Below are 18,046 nucleotides of genomic sequence, written 5' to 3' on the forward strand. Positions count from 1 at the left end.
AAGGTTGACAAAGGTGACAGGGTCGATTGTCATGAAACCCATCGCGGCCACCATCACCAACGTGCAGCGCTTCTCGCTTCATGACGGGGGCGGCATCCGAACGGTGGTCTTCCTCAAGGGGTGCCCCTTCCGGTGCCCGTGGTGCTGCAACCCGGAGAACCTCTCGAGCGAGCCGGAGATCTCGTTCAAGGAGCGGCTCTGCATCCGCTGCTCGCCGCGCCCCGACGGTGGCCCCTGCCAGACGCGGCCCGAGGACTGCCCCACGGGGGCCAAGGAGCTCCTCGGCCGATCGCGCACCGTCGACGACCTGCTCGCGGAGGTCGTGCGCGACCGCTCATTCTACGAGGAGAGCGATGGCGGGGTGACGGTCTCGGGCGGGGAGTGCCTGCTCCGCCAGGACTTCCTCTGCGCCTTTCTGGAGGCGTGCCACGAGGAGGGCATATCGACGGCCGTCGAGACGACGCTCGCCGTGCCGTTGGCCGACGCGGGACGGCTCGTGGCGGCGTGCGACGCCTTCCTCGTGGACTTCAAGATCGCCGACCGGGCGCGCAGCCTCGAGGCGACGGGCATCGACCCCGAGGTGCGCGACGCCAACGTGCGCTCCGTCCTCAGCGCCGGCGGGCGCGTGGTCGCCCGGATGCCCATCATCCCCGGGTTCACTGACGATGCCGCCTGCGTGGACTCCAACGTGTCGCGCATCCGCGAGCTTGGGGTCACGCGCGTGGACGTGTTGCCGTTCCACCAGCTGGGCCAGGGAAAATACGACTCCCTCGGCCGCGCCTACGGCCTGCGCGACGTGCCGCAGCTCTCCGAGCGGGACGTGGCGGAGGTGGTCGCGCGCTGCGAGGCGGCCGGCCTCAGGACGGTGGTGCGCGGGGAGTAGGGGGCGCGAGGTCGCATAAGGCGACATTTCCGCGCGAAATTCCCTCAATTTGTCGGGTTATGCGACCGAGGCCTGGCCAGTCCGTCTGCCGCGGCTACACGCGGCCGCCCTCGCGGCGCCGGCGCAGCGTCTCGAGCACGAAGGCGGGCCCGTTCGCGCGCAGGCGATAGGCTGCCTCGCCGGCGAGGTGGGCGTAGTAGGGGACGTTTGCGGCGCGGGGCGCCTCAAGGCCGCGAACGCGCGAGAAGAGGCGCTTTCCGGCCGGGCTGATGCGGGGGCTGCGAAAGACCAGGCCGTCGTCGAGTCGCGCCATCGAGTTGGCGAGAAGGGCGTTGACCTCCTCGTTCTTATCGCCGACCGCGCCGACGGTGATGAGCGCGTAGTTGACGCCGCGGACGGCGAGCGCGTCAAGGATGCGCGGGTCGCTGACGTTGGCGAGCGCCGCCGCGTCCATCATGTCGTTCCATCGCGTGAGCGGGACGAGCGGGGAGCGAGCGGCGAAGGCCTCCGCCTCGTTGAGGTCGCGCTCTCGGTAGCGATAGCCGGGCCGATCCGTGTAGACGATGCGGTCCGTGCGGCAGAGGGTCTCAACGAGGAAGGGGTTGTCCGCCCAGCCCGCGCCGGGGACCTCGAGGAAACGGATGCCCCGCTCGACGAGGTAGCCGCGACGATAGAGGGCAGCCCAGATGGCGGGGTGGTGAAGCATGAGCTCGATGCCGTCCTCTACGGGGAAGGGCTGCGTCCTGGGCCGCACCCGGCCTGCGTAGGGACAAGTAACGCGCGCGGGCTCGCCGCCGTCGCGCGCGGGGAGCTCTCGCCAGTACGGCGCCTTCACCACGTCGACTCCGCTGGCGCCGCCGTACGCCTCGGCGCAGGCGACAAGATCCGAGAACCATGCGGGCTCGAGGGAGTCGTCGGGCTCCACGATGGCGACCCAGGTCCCGCGGGCGATGGCAATGCCGCGGTTGCAGGAGGCGCCGTAGCCCTCGTTGCGCTTGTCCACGACCACGATGCGGGAGTCGCGCGCGGCGTGCTCGTGCACGATGGCCGCAGAGCCGTCCGTGGGGCCGTCGTTCACGCAGATGATCTCAAGCTCGCGGTGCGTCTGCGCCTCGACGCTCGAGAGGCACTCGTCGAGCGTCCCCTCCACGTTGTAGATGGGAATGACCACCGAGACGAGGCTGCCCCCGCCGCGCGTCTGGAAATCGCTCATGTGCCTCCCTGCGATCCGTCAAGTAGACGTACCCTATACTATACGGACCAAGCCTGCCGGGCGACCGCCCGTGACGGAGTGAGAGGTGGGGGATGAGGCGTCCCGCAATCGTCATCGTGACCTTCAAGCGCCAGGGGCTCCTTGCGGGGCTCCTCGAGTCCATCCTGGGGCTCACCGTGGCGCCGTGGCGCGTGGTGGTGGTGGACAACGAGAACTCCCCCGAGACGGCCCGGATTGTGGGGGAGTTCTCCGGGCGCGCCCGCGCGCTCTGGGGCGACACCACGGACGACCTCGATGCCGAGGGCGGCGCGGATCGCGTGGTCTATGACCCCATGGGGGAGAACACCGGGGGCTCGGGCGGATTCTCCGAGGGGGTGCGCCGCGCCCACGAGCTCGGCGCCGAGTGGTTCTGGGTCATGGACGACGACGTTGCCGTGGAGCCGGACGGCCTTGAGACGCTCGCCCGCTGGAGCGAGGAGGCCCAGGCCGTGATGGGCCTGCGCCGGGACTTCGATGACGGGCACTTCTTCTGGCAGCACCGCTTCTGGCCGCGCCTCGCGATCTACAACCCCCTCTCGCGCGACGGCTGGCGTCCCGGGGAGCGCTACAAGCTGTGCAACGCGCTCTGCTTCGAGGGAGGGTTCTTCTCGCGTGAGGTGGTCGACCAGATCGGCCTGCCCGACGCCCGCTTCTTCATCTACCTGGACGATGCCCTCTACGGCTACCTGGCCAGCAAGGTGACGCCGGTCTACTACGTGCCCGACTACGTGCTCTCGCGCAGGCGCGAGGTGGCCAACCAGGCCGTGGGGTCCGTGCGCCAGCTCAACTCCACCTCCGACATGACGCGCTACTACATCACGCGCAACCGCGGGTATCTGGCGCGCTACTTCATGCTCCACGGCGACTACAGCGCCCCCGGCTTTGCCCTGGGGACGCTGCTTACCTTCGCGAAGGAGCTCTGTCGCATCCTGATTGTTGACCGCTCCCACCTGGTCTCGGGGATGCGTCGGCTCGTTGCGGGCCACTGTGAGGCGCGACGGATTCTCCATGACCCCACCTGGGAGCCGATGCCGCCGCTTCGGTAGGGAGTGGGCGGCCGCGGGGTCGGTATGGCGTACAATCAGTTGTTGCCCCTATGCGGCTGACCCAAGTGGAGAGGACTCACGTGGCCGAGAAGCGCGACTTCCTGGACGAGCTCATTGACCTGCAGAGCGACTGGCGCGCCCTGTCCGATCTGCCCAGTTCGATGGTGAGCTCAATCACGGGCGAGACCGAGCGCAAGGTCTTCAATCCCGCTGACTACAAGGAGAAGCCCTTCGCCAACTCCAACCGATGCCTGAGGGTGGCGTCGGGGCGCGAGGACGTGTGCTCCCGCTGCCTTGAGGCGTGCCCGGTCCACGCGGTCACGATCCACAACCAGTCCGTCCTTATCGGCGACGACTGCCGCAAGTGCGGCCTGTGCGCCGCGGTGTGCCCCACGGAGACGTTCTCAACGCGCCGTCATACCCCGCGCCAGGTCTATGACAAGATCGCCCGCGCCGCCTCTGCCTACGAGCAGTGCTACGTCACGTGCACGCGCGCGCTCAAGCGCGTTCCCAAGGAGAACGAGGTCGTGCTCGCGTGCGTGGGGGCCATCCCGCGCGATCTGTGGTTCTCCCTGCTCGCCGACTACGACAACATAAGCGTCTACCTGCCCGTGGGCATCTGCGACCGCTGTCGCACCACCACGGGCGAGGAGGTCTATACCGACGCCATCGGCACCGCCGAGGAGTGGGCGGACGCCGCGCTCGGCCTGGAGGTCGAGGGCACGGCGCTCACGCACGAGCTCACGCGCGCCTACAAGCGGAGCCAGTTCGTGAGCGGGGCCATCCACTCCGCCGAGCGACTCGTCACGCGGACGAACCCGGCGCTTGCCGGCGCCAAGGCGGTGGCCCAGAAGATCTCCGACCACTCCAAGCGGCTCGACCGCCTGCAGCGCGAGCTCGAGGCGGCCGTGGGCGCCAAGACGTCCACCAACCGCCAGCGCGTCCTCACTCAGAGCCGCAAGCTCATGATGGGTGCGCTCCAGCATGACGAGGGCCTCGCCGACCTGGTGAGGCTCGAGGTCCCGGTATGCGACTCGTCGCTCTGCACCATGTGCGGGGACTGCGCAAAGGCGTGCACCACCCGTGCAATCGACCTCGACAAGAAGGGCCACATCACGGTGCGCAGCCCCTACTGCGTGAGCTGCGGGGCGTGCGTCACCGTCTGCGAGGACGGCGCTCTCTCCATGGAGCCGATGGACGTGCACGAGCTCGTGGTGCCGGACAAGGTCGCCGAGGAGGTCGCGCGCAAGAAGGCCCAGGCGAAGGAGCAGGCGACAAAGTATTTGGACGAGGGCAAGAAGCAGCTTAACCGCGTGGCTGACGCGCTGGAGAAGCTCGACGATGATGAAGCGTGACACGGGGACGGAGGAACTGTCACCGCTCCGTCCCCGTGTCACGCCCGTGACGTAAGGAGAAGAACGTGTCGCTTTCCATCGGTATTGTGGGCCTGCCCAACGTGGGCAAGTCGACGCTGTTTACCGCGCTCACCAAGAAGGGCGGCCTTGCGGCCAACTACCCCTTCGCCACGATCGACCCCAACGTGGGCATCGTGGACGTTCCCGACGAGCGGCTGGGCAAGCTGGCGGACATCGTGCACCCCGGGCGCATCGTGCCGGCCACGGTCGAGTTCGTCGACATCGCCGGTCTGGTGAAGGGTGCCAACGAGGGCGAGGGCCTGGGCAACCAGTTCCTGGCCAACATCCGCGAGACCGACGCCATCTGCGAGGTGGTGCGCTACTTCTCCGACCCCAACGTCATGCGCGAGGTGGGCCGCGTGGGCGACTTCGTCGACCCTGCGGGCGACGCGGACACCATCATGACCGAGCTCATCCTCGCAGACATCCAGAGCCTGGAGAAGCAGCTCCCGCGCCTCGAGAAGGAGGCCAAGCGCGACAAGGAGCTCGCGCTGAAGGCCGGCGTCGCGGCTCGCCTGCTCGACTGGCTGAACGAGGGCAACCGCGCCGCCACGATGGAGATGACCGACGAGGAGCGCGCCGAGGCCAAGGGCCTCTTCCTGCTCACGATGAAGCCGATCCTCTACGTGGCCAACGTGGACGAGGACCAGCTCGGCGAGCAGCTCGCCCCCATTGACGGCGTGACGCCGATCCCCATCTGCGCCAAGGTGGAGGCCGAGCTCTCCGAGCTCGAGCCCGAGGAGGCCGCGGAGTATCTGGCGGACCTCGGGCTCGAGAAGAGCGGTCTCGAGGTGCTCGCGCAGGCCGCATACCGCCTGCTGGGCCTGCAGAGCTACTTCACCGCGGGCGAGATGGAGGTCAAGGCCTGGACCGTCCGCGTGGGCGCCAAGGCCCCCGAGGCGGCTGGCGTCATCCACTCGGACTTCGAGCGCGGCTTCATCAAGGCCGAGGTCGCCAGCTATGAGGACTACGTCGCGCTTGGAGGCGAGGCGGGCTGCAAGAACGCCGGCAAGCTCCGCATCGAGGGCAAGGACTACGTCGTCCAGGACGGCGACGTCATGCATTTCCGCTTTAACGTGTAGCGGCTCATGTGGTCTGGGGACGGGCCCCTGATGGCCCCGCCCGCAGAGGCACTTCGCGCATGCGCTTAGGGGCCTTTGCGAGAGGGTCGTCGGGGGCCTGCCGTTGATGCGGCTTTGCCGCCGGAATGGGGGCAGTCGGCCGCCCCTGTATATGAATGCGCCCCGCACGCTCTTCGGCGTGCGGGGCGCGAGTCGCTGTTCTTGTCGGCGGGCCCTCCCCGCCTGCGCTATCCGAGGTCTGACCCCAGGATGACGACGACGTCATACTCCGTTGAGTGGGTCCCGTCGTTCTCGTGGACCTGCGAGCTGCTCACCCCGAGGGTCTCGGCCACGCCCACGGCGGCGCTCTCGGAGCTGCCGTTGTAGTAGATTGCGGTGGTGGTGATGCCGCCCTCCGAGGCGTTGCCGGAGACCGCGTCGAAGCCCGCCACGGCAAGGTCCGTCGCCGTGCTGCCCGCGAGTCCGGCGATGCCGGTGCCGTTGAGGACGATGACGTCGCCGGAGTAGGTGGGCTCGACGGAGGGGGCGTCGCTGGAATCGGAGCCCGAGCTCGTGCCGCCCCCGTCCGAGATGTTTGTGCCGCTGCCGATGGAGCCCGCGACGCCGGCGGTGAAGTCCTGGCTGGCGTCGGAGTAGGGCGACTCTCCCGCCTTGACGCGATCCATCATCTCGTTCCAGGCGTCCTCGTCCACGATCTCGTACCAGAGGTTGTTGATGTACTCGGAGATGGTGGGAACCTGCCCGGAGTACATGTTGTTGTCGACGTCGAAGCTGCGGAACTGACCGACGAGGCCGACGATGTCGGTGACGCTGAAGTCGGTGGTCACGCTGTTGGCGAGCTCGGAGACCGTTGCGGCCATGGTGGTGAGGTCGCCGAGCTGCAGGACCTTCTTCACGATGGCGCCGATCACCATGCGCTGGTTTGCGGCACGGTAGAAGTCGCCGCCGCCGTACTCGTCGTAGGCGTGGCGCGCGCGGCAGAGGCCGAGCGCCTGCTCGCCGTTGAGGGTCTGGGTGCCCGCGGGAAGGTCGATGACGGCATAGTCGTCCTGGACGGCGACGGGCAGCGTGACCTCGATGCCGCCGATGGTGTCGACGATGGAGATGAGCTGCTCGAAGTCAATCTCGGCGTAGTGCGAGATGTCGACGCCCGCAAAGTCCGAGACCACGTCGACCATGTAGGCCGCGCCGCCGAAGGAATAGGCGGCGTTGATCTTCTGCTCGCCGTTGGCGCCCATGTCAACCATCGTGTCACGCGGGATGGAGACGAGCGTCACCTTCTGCCCGGGCGGGTCCACGCGTGCGAGGATGATGGTGTCCGCACGGAAGTTCGAGGCGTCCGCGCCCCACTCCTCCGAGCGGCCCTCGCTCTTGTCCACGCCCAGGAGCAGCATGTAGAAGGGCTCCTGGGGCTCAACGGCCACGAGCTGCTGGCGGAGCTCCGCGGAGACGCCCTCGTTGAGGCGGCTGTTGATGTCCGCGAGGTAGAGCCCGAGCGCGCTGCCCGCGCCGGCGAGAAGGACGAGGACGGTGATGAGGAAGACCTTGAGGACCCTGCCGCGGCCCTTGCGGCGCTGGCGGCGCTTGTAGGCGTCGACGCCGTCGGCGCGCGACGGCGCGCTTCTCGCCGCGTTGCCGGTGGGGGTGGAGCGGCGGCTTGTGCCGCGGGTCTGCACGACGGGCTCGAACTGCGATGCGCCCCCGTAGAGGCTGTCCGAGAGACGCGCCTGCTCCGCGCTGGTCATGCGCTTGTGCTTTTTCCTGTCGGGCACGAGGGACCCTTCTGTCGTTGGGGGGCCACAGAGCCCCGCGAGCGGCTTATATACAATCTAGGAATAATACGAGAGCCAAATGTAAGGCGCATGAAGGCCCATAAAATCGTGCGGATTCTTACGAAAATGCAATAATGGATAAGATTTGTGCACATTGCGTCTGAAAGACGCGTGGCGAGAAGACCGGAGGATGTATGAGCGAGGCTACCCCCAAGCAGTTTGTGGCGGTTCTGGACTTTGGCGCCCAGTACGGGCAGCTGATTGCGCGTCGCGTGCGCGACCTGCACGTGTACTCGGAGATCGTGCCCTGCGACATCCCCGCAGACGAGCTTGCGGCCATGAGGCCCTCCGCGCTCATTCTCTCCGGCGGCCCGGCGAGCGTCTACGCCGAGGACGCGCCGAGCGTCGACCCCGCGATCTTCTCGCTTGGTCTGCCGGTGCTGGGCTTCTGCTACGGGCACCAGATCATGGCCGTCACGCTGGGCGGCGAGGTCGCGCACTCCGAGGTGGGCGAGTACGGCCCGGCCACCATCGCTCGCGAGGGCGACTCCGCGCTCTTTGCCGGCACGCCCGACGAGCAGACCGTGTGGATGAGCCACCGCGACGCCGTGAGCCGCGTGCCCGAGGGATTCGTCGTCACGTCGAGCACGGACGTGTGCCCGGTGGCCTCCATGGAGTGCGCCGAGCGTCTCCTCTATTCGACGCAGTTCCACCCGGAGGTGCGCCACACCGAGCACGGCCGCAGGCTGCTGGAGAACTTCCTCTTTGGAATCTGCGGGCTCGATGCCACGTGGACCATGGACAACATCATTGACGAGAAGGTCGCGGAGATCCGCGCGCAGGTGGGGGGGCGCAAGGTCATCCTCGGCCTTTCTGGCGGCGTTGATTCCTCGGTGGTGGCCGCGCTCGTGCACCGCGCGATCGGCGACCAGCTGACCTGCGTCTTCGTGAACCACGGCATGCTGCGCAAGGGCGAGCCGGAGATGGTCGAGGAGGTCTTCCGCGACCAGTTCCAGGTGCCGCTCGTGCACGTGCACGCCGAGCAGCGCTACGAGCGCCTGCTTGCCGGCGTGACCGAGCCGGAGGAGAAGCGCCGTCGCATTGGCTCCGAGTTCTGGAAGGTCTTCTTTGACGAGGCGCAGCGCATCGGCGGCGTGGAGATGCTCGCGCAGGGAACCATCTACCCCGACATCATCGAGTCCGGCGCGCGCAAGACGGGCGGCAAGGCGTCCACGATCAAGAGCCACCACAACCTGATCCCGTTTCCCGAGGGCGTGCACTTTGACCTCATCGAGCCGCTCGACCACTTCTTCAAGGACGAGGTTCGCGAGCTGGGCGTGGCGCTCGGCCTGCCGGACCGCATGGTGTACCGCCAGCCGTTCCCGGGCCCGGGCCTTGCCATCCGCATCATCGGCGAGGTGACGACCGAGAAGCTCGAGGTCCTCAAGAACGCCGACGCCATCGTGCGCGAGGAGCTCGACGCCTACAACGAGCGCCTCTTCGAGGAGACGGGCGAGCGCAACTCCGAGCACAGCTGCTGGCAGTACTTTGCCGTGCTGCCGGACATCCGCTCGGTGGGCGTGATGGGCGATGAGCGTACGTATGCGCGCCCGGTGATCGTGCGCGCGGTGGAGAGCTCCGACGCGATGACCGCGGACTGGGCGAAGCTGCCGTATGACGTGCTGGGCCGCATCTCCAGCCGCATCGTCGCCGAGGTTCCCGGCGTGAACCGCGTGGTGTACGATGTCACGCCCAAGCCGCCGGCGACAATCGAGTGGGAGTAGTCTGACAGGGTTCTGACCTGTATTTTTGAGTGCCGCACTGTGCTGCTGAGTTTCGTTTTGTACGAGAGTCACGGCAAAGCCGCCAGCGACATTGGTGAGTAAATCCGATTATCGAGCCTCTGTTCCCGCGTCGGAACGGAGGCTTTTTCTTTGGCTATTTACTCCCTTTCACCTGCAATTTCGCGATTTACTCCCCGTGTTTCGAGACGGCAAGGCACGGGGCGGTATTCGGAGGAATGGGAGTAAGGATTTATCCCGAGTGAGTAGACGCGCGATTTTTGTCCCCGAGAACGAAAAGGGGCCGTTTTAGGTCCTTTGAAACTCAAATCGAACTCAATAGGCCTTTTGACGGTCTCTGTGCGGCGTTTTCCCAGGTCGTTAATGGGGAGTAAAGAATCTCACCGTCTCAAGGAAAGCGGGAGTAATCAGGGGAAATGCCGCGGGGTACCGCCGTGTGCCGCCATGTAAGCCACCGCGTCATTTACTCCCCAGGTGCGCCGAAAATGCCTTTGCATGCAATGGGGAGTAAAAACTCAACATACGCAGGCGTGAGCGGTGCTTACCGCCTAGCTTGGCGTCCTGATTCGGTTGCGTTGATTGAGAAATTCGGGAAGCCGCTACAGCGAGGCTTTCCAGTCCTCGTATTCGTCGGCGTCGATCTCGCCGTTCTCTAGCTGCGCGCGCTTCTCTGCCCACAGCTCGATCGCCATCGCCGCTTTGGGCGCGTGCGGCGCCTTGGGGTTCAGGGAGAGGCCCGAGCCGTCGGCCGAGGGAACGATGCCGAAGGAGTCCTCGAGCCGCACGAGCAGCGACATGAGGTCGCCCGCGGTCTCGACGCCGTAATCCTTGAGGGCGTTGACGGACACGCCGAGCGCCGCGGAGATGGACTCGAGCAGCTCGGGCTTCACGGCTCGGATGCCGCTCTCGTAGTGGCGCACGGCCCCCTCGGTCAGCCCGACGGCCTCGGCGAGCTGCGCCTGCGTGATGCCGCGCGACTTGCGGTACCGCCTTATGTTCTCGCCTACGGACATGAGCCCTCCTTCTGGAATTACGTACCCGCATATCTTACCAGCGTACGCAAATGTACGCAATTCTATTGACAGTACAGATATGTACGTTTACTCTGAATCTGTAAACCGTACGTATATGTACGCTATTGATTGGAGGAGCCGTGGACGAGAAGGTGGCGAAGACGCCGAGGCCGCACATGCTGGACGCCGACGAGGTCGCGGAGCTGCTGAGGATCAAGAAAGGCAGCGCCTACGAGGTGATCAGGAGGATAAACGCCGAGCAGGAGGCGCGCGGGCGCGTGGTTATTCGCGGGCGCGTTCGAAGCGACGTCTTCGACGCCCTGTACTTCCCAGAGGTGGACTGACATGCCCGTGTACAAGGATGGCAACAACGGCACGTTCTACGTGCAGTGCTACTACCGCGACGCCCGCGGCTCGAAGCGCCACAAGACGAAGCGCGGCTTCTCCTCTGAGGTGGAGGCCGCCGTGTGGGAAGGCCAGTTCAAGAGCCTGAACGGCGGGGCCATGGACATGACGTTCTCCGAGTTCGTCGAGGTGTACGCCTCCGAGGTGAAACCGCGCATACGCGAGCACACCTGGATCACCAAGGAGTACATCATCAACGACAAGCTCGTGCCGTTCTTCGGGGACATGCGCATGTGCGACGTGAGGCCGATCGACGTCATCAGGTGGCAAAACGAGCTCACCGAGCACCGGGGCGCCGACGGGAAGCCCTGGGCGCCGACGTACCTGCGCACGGTGAACAACCAGCTCAACGCCATCTTCAACCACGCCGAACGCTACTACGGCCTCACCGACAACCCGGTGCGCAGGGTCGACAAGATAGGCTCTAAGAAGGGCGGCGAGATGCAGTTCTGGACCAAGGACGAGTACCTGAGGTTCAGTGAGGCAGTCATGGACAAGCCGCTGTCGTTCCACGCCTTCGAGCTGCTGTACTGGACGGGCATACGCTGCGGCGAGCTTCTGGCGCTCACGCCGTCCGACTTCATGCTTGATAGCTCGCGGCTGCGCATCAACAAGTCGTACCAGAGCCTCCACGGCGTGGATACTGTGACCGACCCCAAGACGCCCAAGTCCGTGCGCACGATCGTCATGCCCGCCTTCCTTCGCGACGAGATGGCGGATTTCATCGAGATGCGCGACGACGTCGCCCCCGACGAGCGCCTGTTCGCCGTGACCAAGCACTTCCTGGCCCACGAGATGGAGCGCGGGTGCAAGGCGTCGGGCGTGAAGCGCATCCGCATACACGACATACGCCACAGCCATGTGAGCCTGCTGATAGAGATGGGCTTCTCTGCGCTGGCCATCGCCGAGCGCATGGGACACGAGGCGGTGGACATCACCTACCGATACGCGCACCTGTTCCCCACGAAGCAGGACGAGATGGCCGCCGCGCTCGACGGAGCGAGGGGGTAAGAAGGATGCCGTGCGAGAACAGCGCCCGCAAGCGCAGCAAGACGATGGCGTTCCGCTGCACGCCCGAAGAGCACAAGCTCATATGCGAGATGGCCGCCTGGAGCGGCATGCTCAGGCAGGACTATGTTATCGCCAAGCTCACCGATACCCAGGTCGAAATGAAGCCATCTGTGAGCGTTCAGAAGGCGCTGAAGGACTCGATGGCGGAGTTGGCCAGGGAGGTGCGCCTGGCGGCCTCCTACGGCGAGCTGAGCGAGTCCCTGCAGCAGAGAATCGAGCTCGTGATGAAGTTTTTCCTGGCGCTCGGTGAGGAGGTTGAGGCACCAGTGGCGGAAGCGCTGCCACAAACCTCGCCTTTGGAAGAGTCGACAACATCCGTCATGGATGCGGGCTCCGACGCCGCAAGCATCTTCGAGATGGGGCGCATGTAAGGTTTAACGCCAGACCTCCAACGCCTTGTCCGCAAGCCATTCGGCGCGCTCTGCGATGTCGCCCTCGTCCCACGACTCCTTCTCCAGGGCGCCGGCCATGGTCGCAAGGCCGGCGGCGCAGAGGGCAAGGCCGTCCTTGTATCCCTTTCCCTGCTTCTTGGTAATCCAATCGGCATCGCGGATGGAGGCGTTGAGCGAATGCGTGATGATGGCGAGGTTGCCGAGCGTGAGGAGCTTCCTGTCCCTTCGCGTGGCAGCCTCATCGTCGAGGGCTCCCCATTTGTTTCGCCACTTCTTGGGCATCATGTGCTCGAGGGTGTACTGGTTGAACCCGAGCAGGGCCGTGCTGCTCATGCCAGGGCGAATGGCGCTTTCCAACAGATAGAGGACGCCCTTGGACTGGAGGTTGTACAGACACGATTCCTCGAACGCCCTTCGAACCTCGGCATCGCCGGGCATGTACGTCGTCGCCTCTTCGTTGGCTTCAAGAGCCTTCCTCAGCGCCTCCGCGTCCTTCACCTCGTTCAGGATCAGCGAGGTGAACAGCCTGTTGTAGTTCTTCGTGGTCGCCTGGACAAGCGTTCGGCGGACGATGTAGGTCTCAAGCAGGGCGAAGACCTCGGATTCCTCGCCCGAAGACTCCGCGTTCTTGCGAACGTAGAGCACGTACGGGATGAGCGTCGAGTTCTTGAGGCCGAATATCAGCACGTTCAGGCGCTCGACGCCGGGAGCGGAGGGGATGTCCGCGTCGCAGCAGCTTGGGTCGAACGTGGACTCGAACACCTCGGCATACGCCTTCATGCTGTCGAGGATCTCGACCTTGTCTCCGTTGCAGTACCTGCCGATGAAGTCCTTGTAGGACTGGAAGAGGTTGGACGTGCGCGAATAGAAGAGCTTGTCCTCGGTCGTGACGCCGCGCTTCTTGTCCTGAACCAGGATCTGGAGGAACGCGTCGAAGAACAGGTCGACGAGCGTGCGCTTGATGCGCCCGGTAACGACCTCCTGCTCCCAATACTCCCTCTTCTCAGCCGTGGGCTCGAAGACGTCCTCCCAGCACTCCTTGAACGCCTGCTCGTTCTCGCGGTTGAAGAAGTAGTTCTTGAGGAGCTCCGCCGTCGTCAGGCGCACCCCGAGCGAGTTGATGGTGTCGAATATCTGCTGCTCGTCCTCGCCTTCGGTGAGGTCGATGCAGACGAACTGGACGTTCGACTTGATCGTATTTCTGTCGACCTTCTCCGGATCGATGTTCTTGAGGAAGTAGTTGTAGGCAAGGACGATGGACGAGGAGCCTTCGATGGGCTCGCAGCCCGTGGCGCTGACGACCTTCTCGAAATCCTGCCGGTCGTACTTGCCGTGTCTCAAGGCGACTTCGCCGGTCTCCAGGACGAAATCTCGTTCGAACAGTCTGTCGGCGTCGATTCTCGCGCAGAGTGCCTTGAAGAAGATGACCATGGTCGTGAGGCGCTGCTGGCCGTCGATGACGGTGCGAACCTCGGAAACCTCGGACCAGGTGTTGCCGGAGGAGGCCTGTTTCAGGATGATGGAGCCCAGGAAATAGGGTCGCTTAGAAGCCGTGACGAACTCCATGTCGCCAAGGAAGCGCTCCCATTGCTCTTCTCCCCAGACGTACGCCCTTTGGTAGAAGGGTATTTCGAGCAGGCGCGATCCGTTGAACACACCGCTTATCGTAGATTTTCCTGCATCCATTCTTAAAGACCTATCCATCCTTCGCAGTTATTACTGGCGAGGTCAATTTAATCTATACGCTGCTTGACTCTTGAATACTCCAGGCCCTTGTCGTCTTCTCCCAGAAGGTGCTCGAAGATGACGCACAGGTCCTCCTCATCGAGGCAGCCACGGTCGTTGGCGTCGGGTATCGTCTGCCCCTTCTCCTTCAAGCGGTCGTAGATCACGGCGTCGAGGGATAGCTCCCTACCGTCGCGTGTGAACTTCTCGCGCATGAATTTGGCGCTGGTCGCTTGGCTCCAATCGCGTACCGCGTGCTCGAGCGGGCCGCTTCCTCTCGATATGGCGACATCCCAATGCTTGCAGTTAAGCAGAAGGAGCCGGTTCATGCACTCGGTGCCAGAAAAATCGAGTCTTGCAAACGGCGGTAAGAGAAGTCTATCAGAAAAAACTGTAGCATACTCGCTGCTTAACGGCATATATGCGAGATGGAAATCATACGAGTCGTCCTCGGGTCCGATGATGAATATGGGCATCGACGTTGTGACGAATCCCGAACCGATAGGCGCTTCGAGAATGCAGAATCGCTTTTCAAGAAACGCTTCGTAGATGCGGTTGGCAGGAATGGAACCGTCTTCGGAAAAAAGCAGAGTTGCGGAGACCGAAAGCTCGGCAAGAGCCTTATGGTCGCTGTTCCAGCCAGACCAATCTAGCAGCGCTTTCTCTTCTTCTGTCAAAACGACGTCTTCCAGAAGCATGGAGGAACCTTCTCGCGCTCTGTTCCTATCGGCAAGCATCGTCGCAGGATGGCGCACTATGAGGTTTGAGGCCAATTTGCAGACTGCCTGCCGTCCCCGTCGAAAGGCATCGCCTTCGAGCGCCGCATCCTTGCAGCATTGCAAAAGACGTGAGTAGGAAACGGAAATCTGGCTTTCACTCTCAGACAGCTTTGTCTCGATAAGGTTCTGCGCGTAGTACTTATCGTCGCTATCGGCCTCTATATCGGAGTACTTGACTTCATACAGATCGCGTTTGCTGCATACGTCTTCGACCTTCGTACGGTAAAAAACACCGCTGTTTTTGTTGTAAGCATGAAGCTGCCCGGAGGAATCCGCGAAATGGCGCAGGTAGAACCGCGGCACCCAGTGCTGCTTTCGCGTCATTTTTCCGGGCAGCTTCGACATCCTAAGCCTTCACCGCCTCGTATTGGTAGGTCGTGCGCACGTTGTAGTGGAAGTCATCTCCAAGCTCCAACGCCTCGAAGTGCTTCTCGGCGCAGCCGATCTTGATCTTCTCCGCGTCGCGCAGGGCGGGCTCGCCGTTCTTGCCGCCCTTGGTCTCGGTCACGAAGTACACGCGGCGCTCGCCGTCTGCCTCCTCGACATACGCCCAGTCGGGGTTGTAGCTGCCGAGCGGCGTGTCGATCTTGAACGCCGAGGGCAGTTTCGCGAACACGAGAACCTCCTCCTGCTTGTCGAGAGCCTCGGCAAAGGAGCGCTCGACCCCCGCCGAGTCGTAGACCACGTAGTTGTACAGGCTTTTGCTCGTCACGTCCGGCTTCCACGCGTTCTGCCCAAGGTAGGCCGTGTAGTCGTCGAGCTCGAGGTCGCGCATGGTGTACCACTCGTCCTCGGGAAGGCGCACGTACTTGATGCCTTGGGCGATAAGATCGTTCTTCACGCGGTTGATCTTGTCACCGACCTGCGCGAGGAAGGTCGCGGGGTCGACCTCGAACTCGTCGAGGCGGCTGCAGCCCTCGAGGATCGCCTTGATGGTGCCGCGGGTGAGCCCGACGGCGTCCTGAAGCTCTGCGATCGGGTCGGGAAGGTCGTATTTCACCTTTCCCGAGATGGACACCACGGAGATGCCTGTGCCCTCGGCGCTCACGCCCGCGTCGTCGATGTCCAGCGATGCGCGCTCGCTCGTCACCTGGGGCGGGCGCACGGCGAGCATGCCATCGATCGCCTCGATGGCGCGTTCGATGAGCTTGCCGGAGTCGACCTCGACCTGGAAGCGCGTGCGCTGGCGGATGCGGTCCCACAGGGGCTGGAACGCAGGGTCGAGCGTGACGTCCTTCTGCAGCTCGACCGAGACCTCCTTGGCCTTGTCGCGGATCTGGACCCTCTGGGACTTGTGGATGATGATCGCCTCGACCTGTTCCTTCGCTGGCTCGAGCTCGGCGGGGAGTTCGACTTTGCCCTCCTCGGCGGCCGCTTTCAGCTCGGGCGTCACCGCGCCCTTGCCGTCGACCATGCCGGTCGCGACGAGGTGGTCGTAGACCTGCTTGGACTTCTTGTAGCCCAGGCGCTCCTCGACGCCATTATCGCCCTTGACCGTGACCTTCGTGAAGCTCTCCGGGGTGATGACGCCGAACTTGAAGTCCTCCGCCTCGAGCTCCTTCTGAAGCCCGTTGGCAAAGTCGTCGTAGCTCTCGTTCGCGATGACGGTGAGCACGTTCGCCTCGGGGTCGTACAGGCGCTCGCCGTCCTGGTTCACGCACAGGCGCAGACCGCGGCCGATTTTCTGGCGCTTGGTCAGGTTGTCCTTTGTCTCGACGAGCGTGCAGATCTGGAACACGTTGGGGTTGTCCCAGCCCTCCTTGAGCGCGGAGTGGCTGAAGACGAAAGAGACGTCCTTGTCCGCGTCCTTGCCGTCCGGGAAGGAGATGAGCGTCTCCTTCTTCTGCATGATGAGCTCGAAGGCCCCGGCGTCGTCGGCGGTGCCGGCGGCTCCCTTGGAGTCCTTGAACTTGCCCTTCTTGTCCTTGGCGAAGTATCCCTGGTGCACGGCGTGGGGGTCGCGCACCAGCGGGGCGCCGACGGCTTCGTAGCACTCGAGCCACGTGCCCTTGCCGATCCCCGCCGCCTTTGCGATGCGACGAGGCGCCTTCGAGTTCAGGGCACCTGCATACTCCTCCTCGAACATCTGGGCGTACAGGCCGCCGTGGACTTCGGGCTCGTAGACGCGGTATCGGTCGACGCGGTCGATGAAGAAGAGCGAGAGCACCTTCACGCCGCGCGGCCACAGCTCGAACTGGCGGGCCAGGTGGTCCTCGATGGTGCGGCGGATCTGCGCGCGCTTGACGACCTCCTCGTTGACGTCGCCCAGCGCCTCGCCGAGCTCGAGCACCTCACCGTTCTGGAACTCTATGAACTCTTCGCCCACTGCGGCGCCGATGTTGTTGACCACCCAGCCGCTCTCGTAGTCGCTGTTCTCGCCGCTCTTCTGGTAGAGGTCGTTGCCGGTCTTCACCGTGACGGCCTTGCGCTTCTGCGTGCCGTCGGCCTGGCGCACGTCGATGGACACCTTGGCGGAGAACGGGTCGGACTTGACGGACTCGAGCCTCACGTACGCGCCGTTGAGGTTCGCCTCGGCCTTGATCGAGTCCACGCAGATGCCCTTCACCAGGTGGCGCTCGAAGGCGTCGACCGGCGTGAGGCGGTAGATCATGTTGTAGGCCTGCTTGTGCGTGGCCGAGTAGCGCAGCACGAACAGCGGGTTCAGGCTCTTGATGGCGGCCTTGGCTTGCTTGGTGTTGTCGACGCTCTGGGGCTCGTCGATGATGACGACGGGCTTGCAGGCGCTCACGAGCTCGCGAGGGCTGAAGCCGCCGGTGAGCTTCTCGCTGGGACGGTGGAAGAGGTTGCCCTCCTTCGCGGTGCCATCCTTCTCGAGGCCCTTGTTGAACGCGTCGATGTTGATGACCATGACCTGGATGGAGCTCGACGTGGCGAAGTTACCCACCGGCCCCATGTCCTTCGAGTCGTACACGAAGTAGTCGAGCGGCGTGCGGTCGTAGAGCGTCTCGAAGTGCCTGCGGGTGGTCTGGAGGCTCTTGAGGACGCCCTCGCGGATGGCCACGCTCGGTACGACGATAACGAACTTGGTGATGCCGTAGCGGCGGTTCAGCTCGTAGATGGAGCGGATGTAGACGTAGGTCTTGCCGGTGCCGGTCTCCATCTCGACGGTGAAGTCTCGCAGGCGCCCATCGGTGAGGACGTCGGTTGCCGGGAGGCAGCCCTCCTCCTGCACGGCGTGCAGGTTGTCGAGGAGCTGGCCCGGCGCCACGCGAAGCTCGTTGCCGTGGCCGACCATGAGCTCGCCGATTGCCGTCTGGCCTTTGCGGCCGGAATCGGCGGAGAATACGCTGCCAATAAATTGTTGTCCGCGGAACAGGTCGCAGGTTGCTTCGATGGCCTCCAGCTGGTGCTGCTGGTCGGATGAGAACTTGAACTCGAGCGCCGCCAT

At 64.3% G+C, this 18,046-nt stretch carries 14 protein-coding genes; 8 read left to right on the forward strand and 6 right to left on the reverse strand.

What is annotated here, in order from left to right; translation table 11 throughout:
* Positions 1–31 precede the first annotated feature (31 nt).
* The gene (locus BQ7391_RS03240) at positions 32–883 is read left to right on the forward strand and encodes a glycyl-radical enzyme activating protein (RefSeq protein ID WP_075279284.1); all 852 of its coding nucleotides are present in this window, start codon (positions 32–34) and stop codon (positions 881–883) included.
* Between the two features lie 94 nt (positions 884–977).
* Here the strand turns inward: BQ7391_RS03240 and BQ7391_RS03245 are convergent, their stop codons facing one another.
* Positions 978–2,096, reverse strand: a complete 1,119-nt coding sequence (locus BQ7391_RS03245; protein ID WP_075279285.1) for a glycosyltransferase family 2 protein — start codon at positions 2,094–2,096, stop codon at positions 978–980.
* Between the two features lie 92 nt (positions 2,097–2,188).
* On the opposite strand from BQ7391_RS03245, the gene BQ7391_RS03250 reads away from it, so the two are divergent.
* The 3 genes from BQ7391_RS03250 (at position 2,189) to ychF (ending at position 5,678) form a co-directional block, all read left to right on the forward strand.
* Entirely contained in the window at positions 2,189–3,181 is a 993-nt protein-coding gene (locus BQ7391_RS03250; protein ID WP_075279286.1) for a glycosyltransferase, read from the forward strand.
* A gap of 80 nt (positions 3,182–3,261) precedes the next feature.
* Positions 3,262–4,536, forward strand: a complete 1,275-nt coding sequence (locus BQ7391_RS03255) for a 4Fe-4S dicluster domain-containing protein (RefSeq protein ID WP_083662067.1) — start codon at positions 3,262–3,264, stop codon at positions 4,534–4,536.
* A 65-nt stretch (positions 4,537–4,601) separates the two neighbouring features.
* Positions 4,602–5,678, forward strand: a complete 1,077-nt coding sequence (gene ychF / locus BQ7391_RS03260) for a redox-regulated ATPase YchF (protein ID WP_075279288.1) — start codon at positions 4,602–4,604, stop codon at positions 5,676–5,678.
* Positions 5,679–5,905: 227 nt separating this feature from the next.
* Here ychF and BQ7391_RS03265 read toward each other — a convergent pair whose 3' ends face one another.
* Positions 5,906–7,450, reverse strand: coding sequence for an LCP family protein (locus BQ7391_RS03265; protein WP_129583899.1), 1,545 nt, complete (start codon positions 7,448–7,450; stop codon positions 5,906–5,908).
* A gap of 194 nt (positions 7,451–7,644) precedes the next feature.
* Here BQ7391_RS03265 and guaA point away from each other — a divergent pair, with 194 nt between their 5' ends.
* On the forward strand, positions 7,645–9,234 hold the full coding sequence (gene guaA / locus BQ7391_RS03270) for a glutamine-hydrolyzing GMP synthase (protein WP_075279289.1): 1,590 nt from the start codon (positions 7,645–7,647) through the stop codon (positions 9,232–9,234).
* Positions 9,235–9,851: 617 nt separating this feature from the next.
* On the opposite strand, the gene BQ7391_RS03275 is transcribed toward guaA, so the two are convergent.
* Positions 9,852–10,265: a helix-turn-helix domain-containing protein gene (locus BQ7391_RS03275; protein WP_075279290.1), complete on the reverse strand. Its 414-nt coding sequence runs from the start codon at positions 10,263–10,265 to the stop codon at positions 9,852–9,854.
* 140 nt (positions 10,266–10,405) lie between these two features.
* Between BQ7391_RS03275 and BQ7391_RS03280 the strand changes: the two genes are divergently transcribed.
* Genes BQ7391_RS03280 through BQ7391_RS03290 form a run of 3 tightly spaced genes read left to right on the forward strand, consistent with a single transcriptional unit; the run spans position 10,406 to position 12,112 of the window.
* On the forward strand, positions 10,406–10,609 hold the full coding sequence (locus BQ7391_RS03280; protein ID WP_042433219.1) for a hypothetical protein: 204 nt from the start codon (positions 10,406–10,408) through the stop codon (positions 10,607–10,609).
* A gap of 1 nt (position 10,610) precedes the next feature.
* Positions 10,611–11,681 carry a site-specific integrase gene (locus BQ7391_RS03285; protein ID WP_075279291.1) on the forward strand — a complete coding sequence of 357 codons (1,071 nt, stop codon included), beginning with the start codon at positions 10,611–10,613 and terminating at the stop codon, positions 11,679–11,681.
* Positions 11,682–11,686: 5 nt separating this feature from the next.
* Positions 11,687–12,112 carry a plasmid mobilization protein gene (locus BQ7391_RS03290; protein ID WP_075279292.1) on the forward strand — a complete coding sequence of 142 codons (426 nt, stop codon included), beginning with the start codon at positions 11,687–11,689 and terminating at the stop codon, positions 12,110–12,112.
* A 3-nt stretch (positions 12,113–12,115) separates the two neighbouring features.
* On the opposite strand, the gene BQ7391_RS03295 is transcribed toward BQ7391_RS03290, so the two are convergent.
* Genes BQ7391_RS03295 through BQ7391_RS03305 form a run of 3 tightly spaced genes read right to left on the reverse strand, consistent with a single transcriptional unit; the run spans position 12,116 to position 18,046 of the window.
* Positions 12,116–13,837, reverse strand: a complete 1,722-nt coding sequence (locus BQ7391_RS03295) for a DUF262 domain-containing protein (protein WP_328586760.1) — start codon at positions 13,835–13,837, stop codon at positions 12,116–12,118.
* A gap of 29 nt (positions 13,838–13,866) precedes the next feature.
* Complete coding sequence (locus tag BQ7391_RS03300) at positions 13,867–14,982, reverse strand: DUF4238 domain-containing protein (RefSeq protein WP_075279294.1); 1,116 nt, start codon at positions 14,980–14,982, stop codon at positions 13,867–13,869.
* Between the two features lies 1 nt (position 14,983).
* Complete coding sequence (locus BQ7391_RS03305; protein ID WP_075279295.1) at positions 14,984–18,046, reverse strand: restriction endonuclease; 3,063 nt, start codon at positions 18,044–18,046, stop codon at positions 14,984–14,986.

This window comes from Thermophilibacter provencensis, assembly GCF_900128445.1.
GTDB classification, from domain to species: Bacteria; Actinomycetota; Coriobacteriia; order Coriobacteriales; family Atopobiaceae; genus Thermophilibacter; species Thermophilibacter provencensis.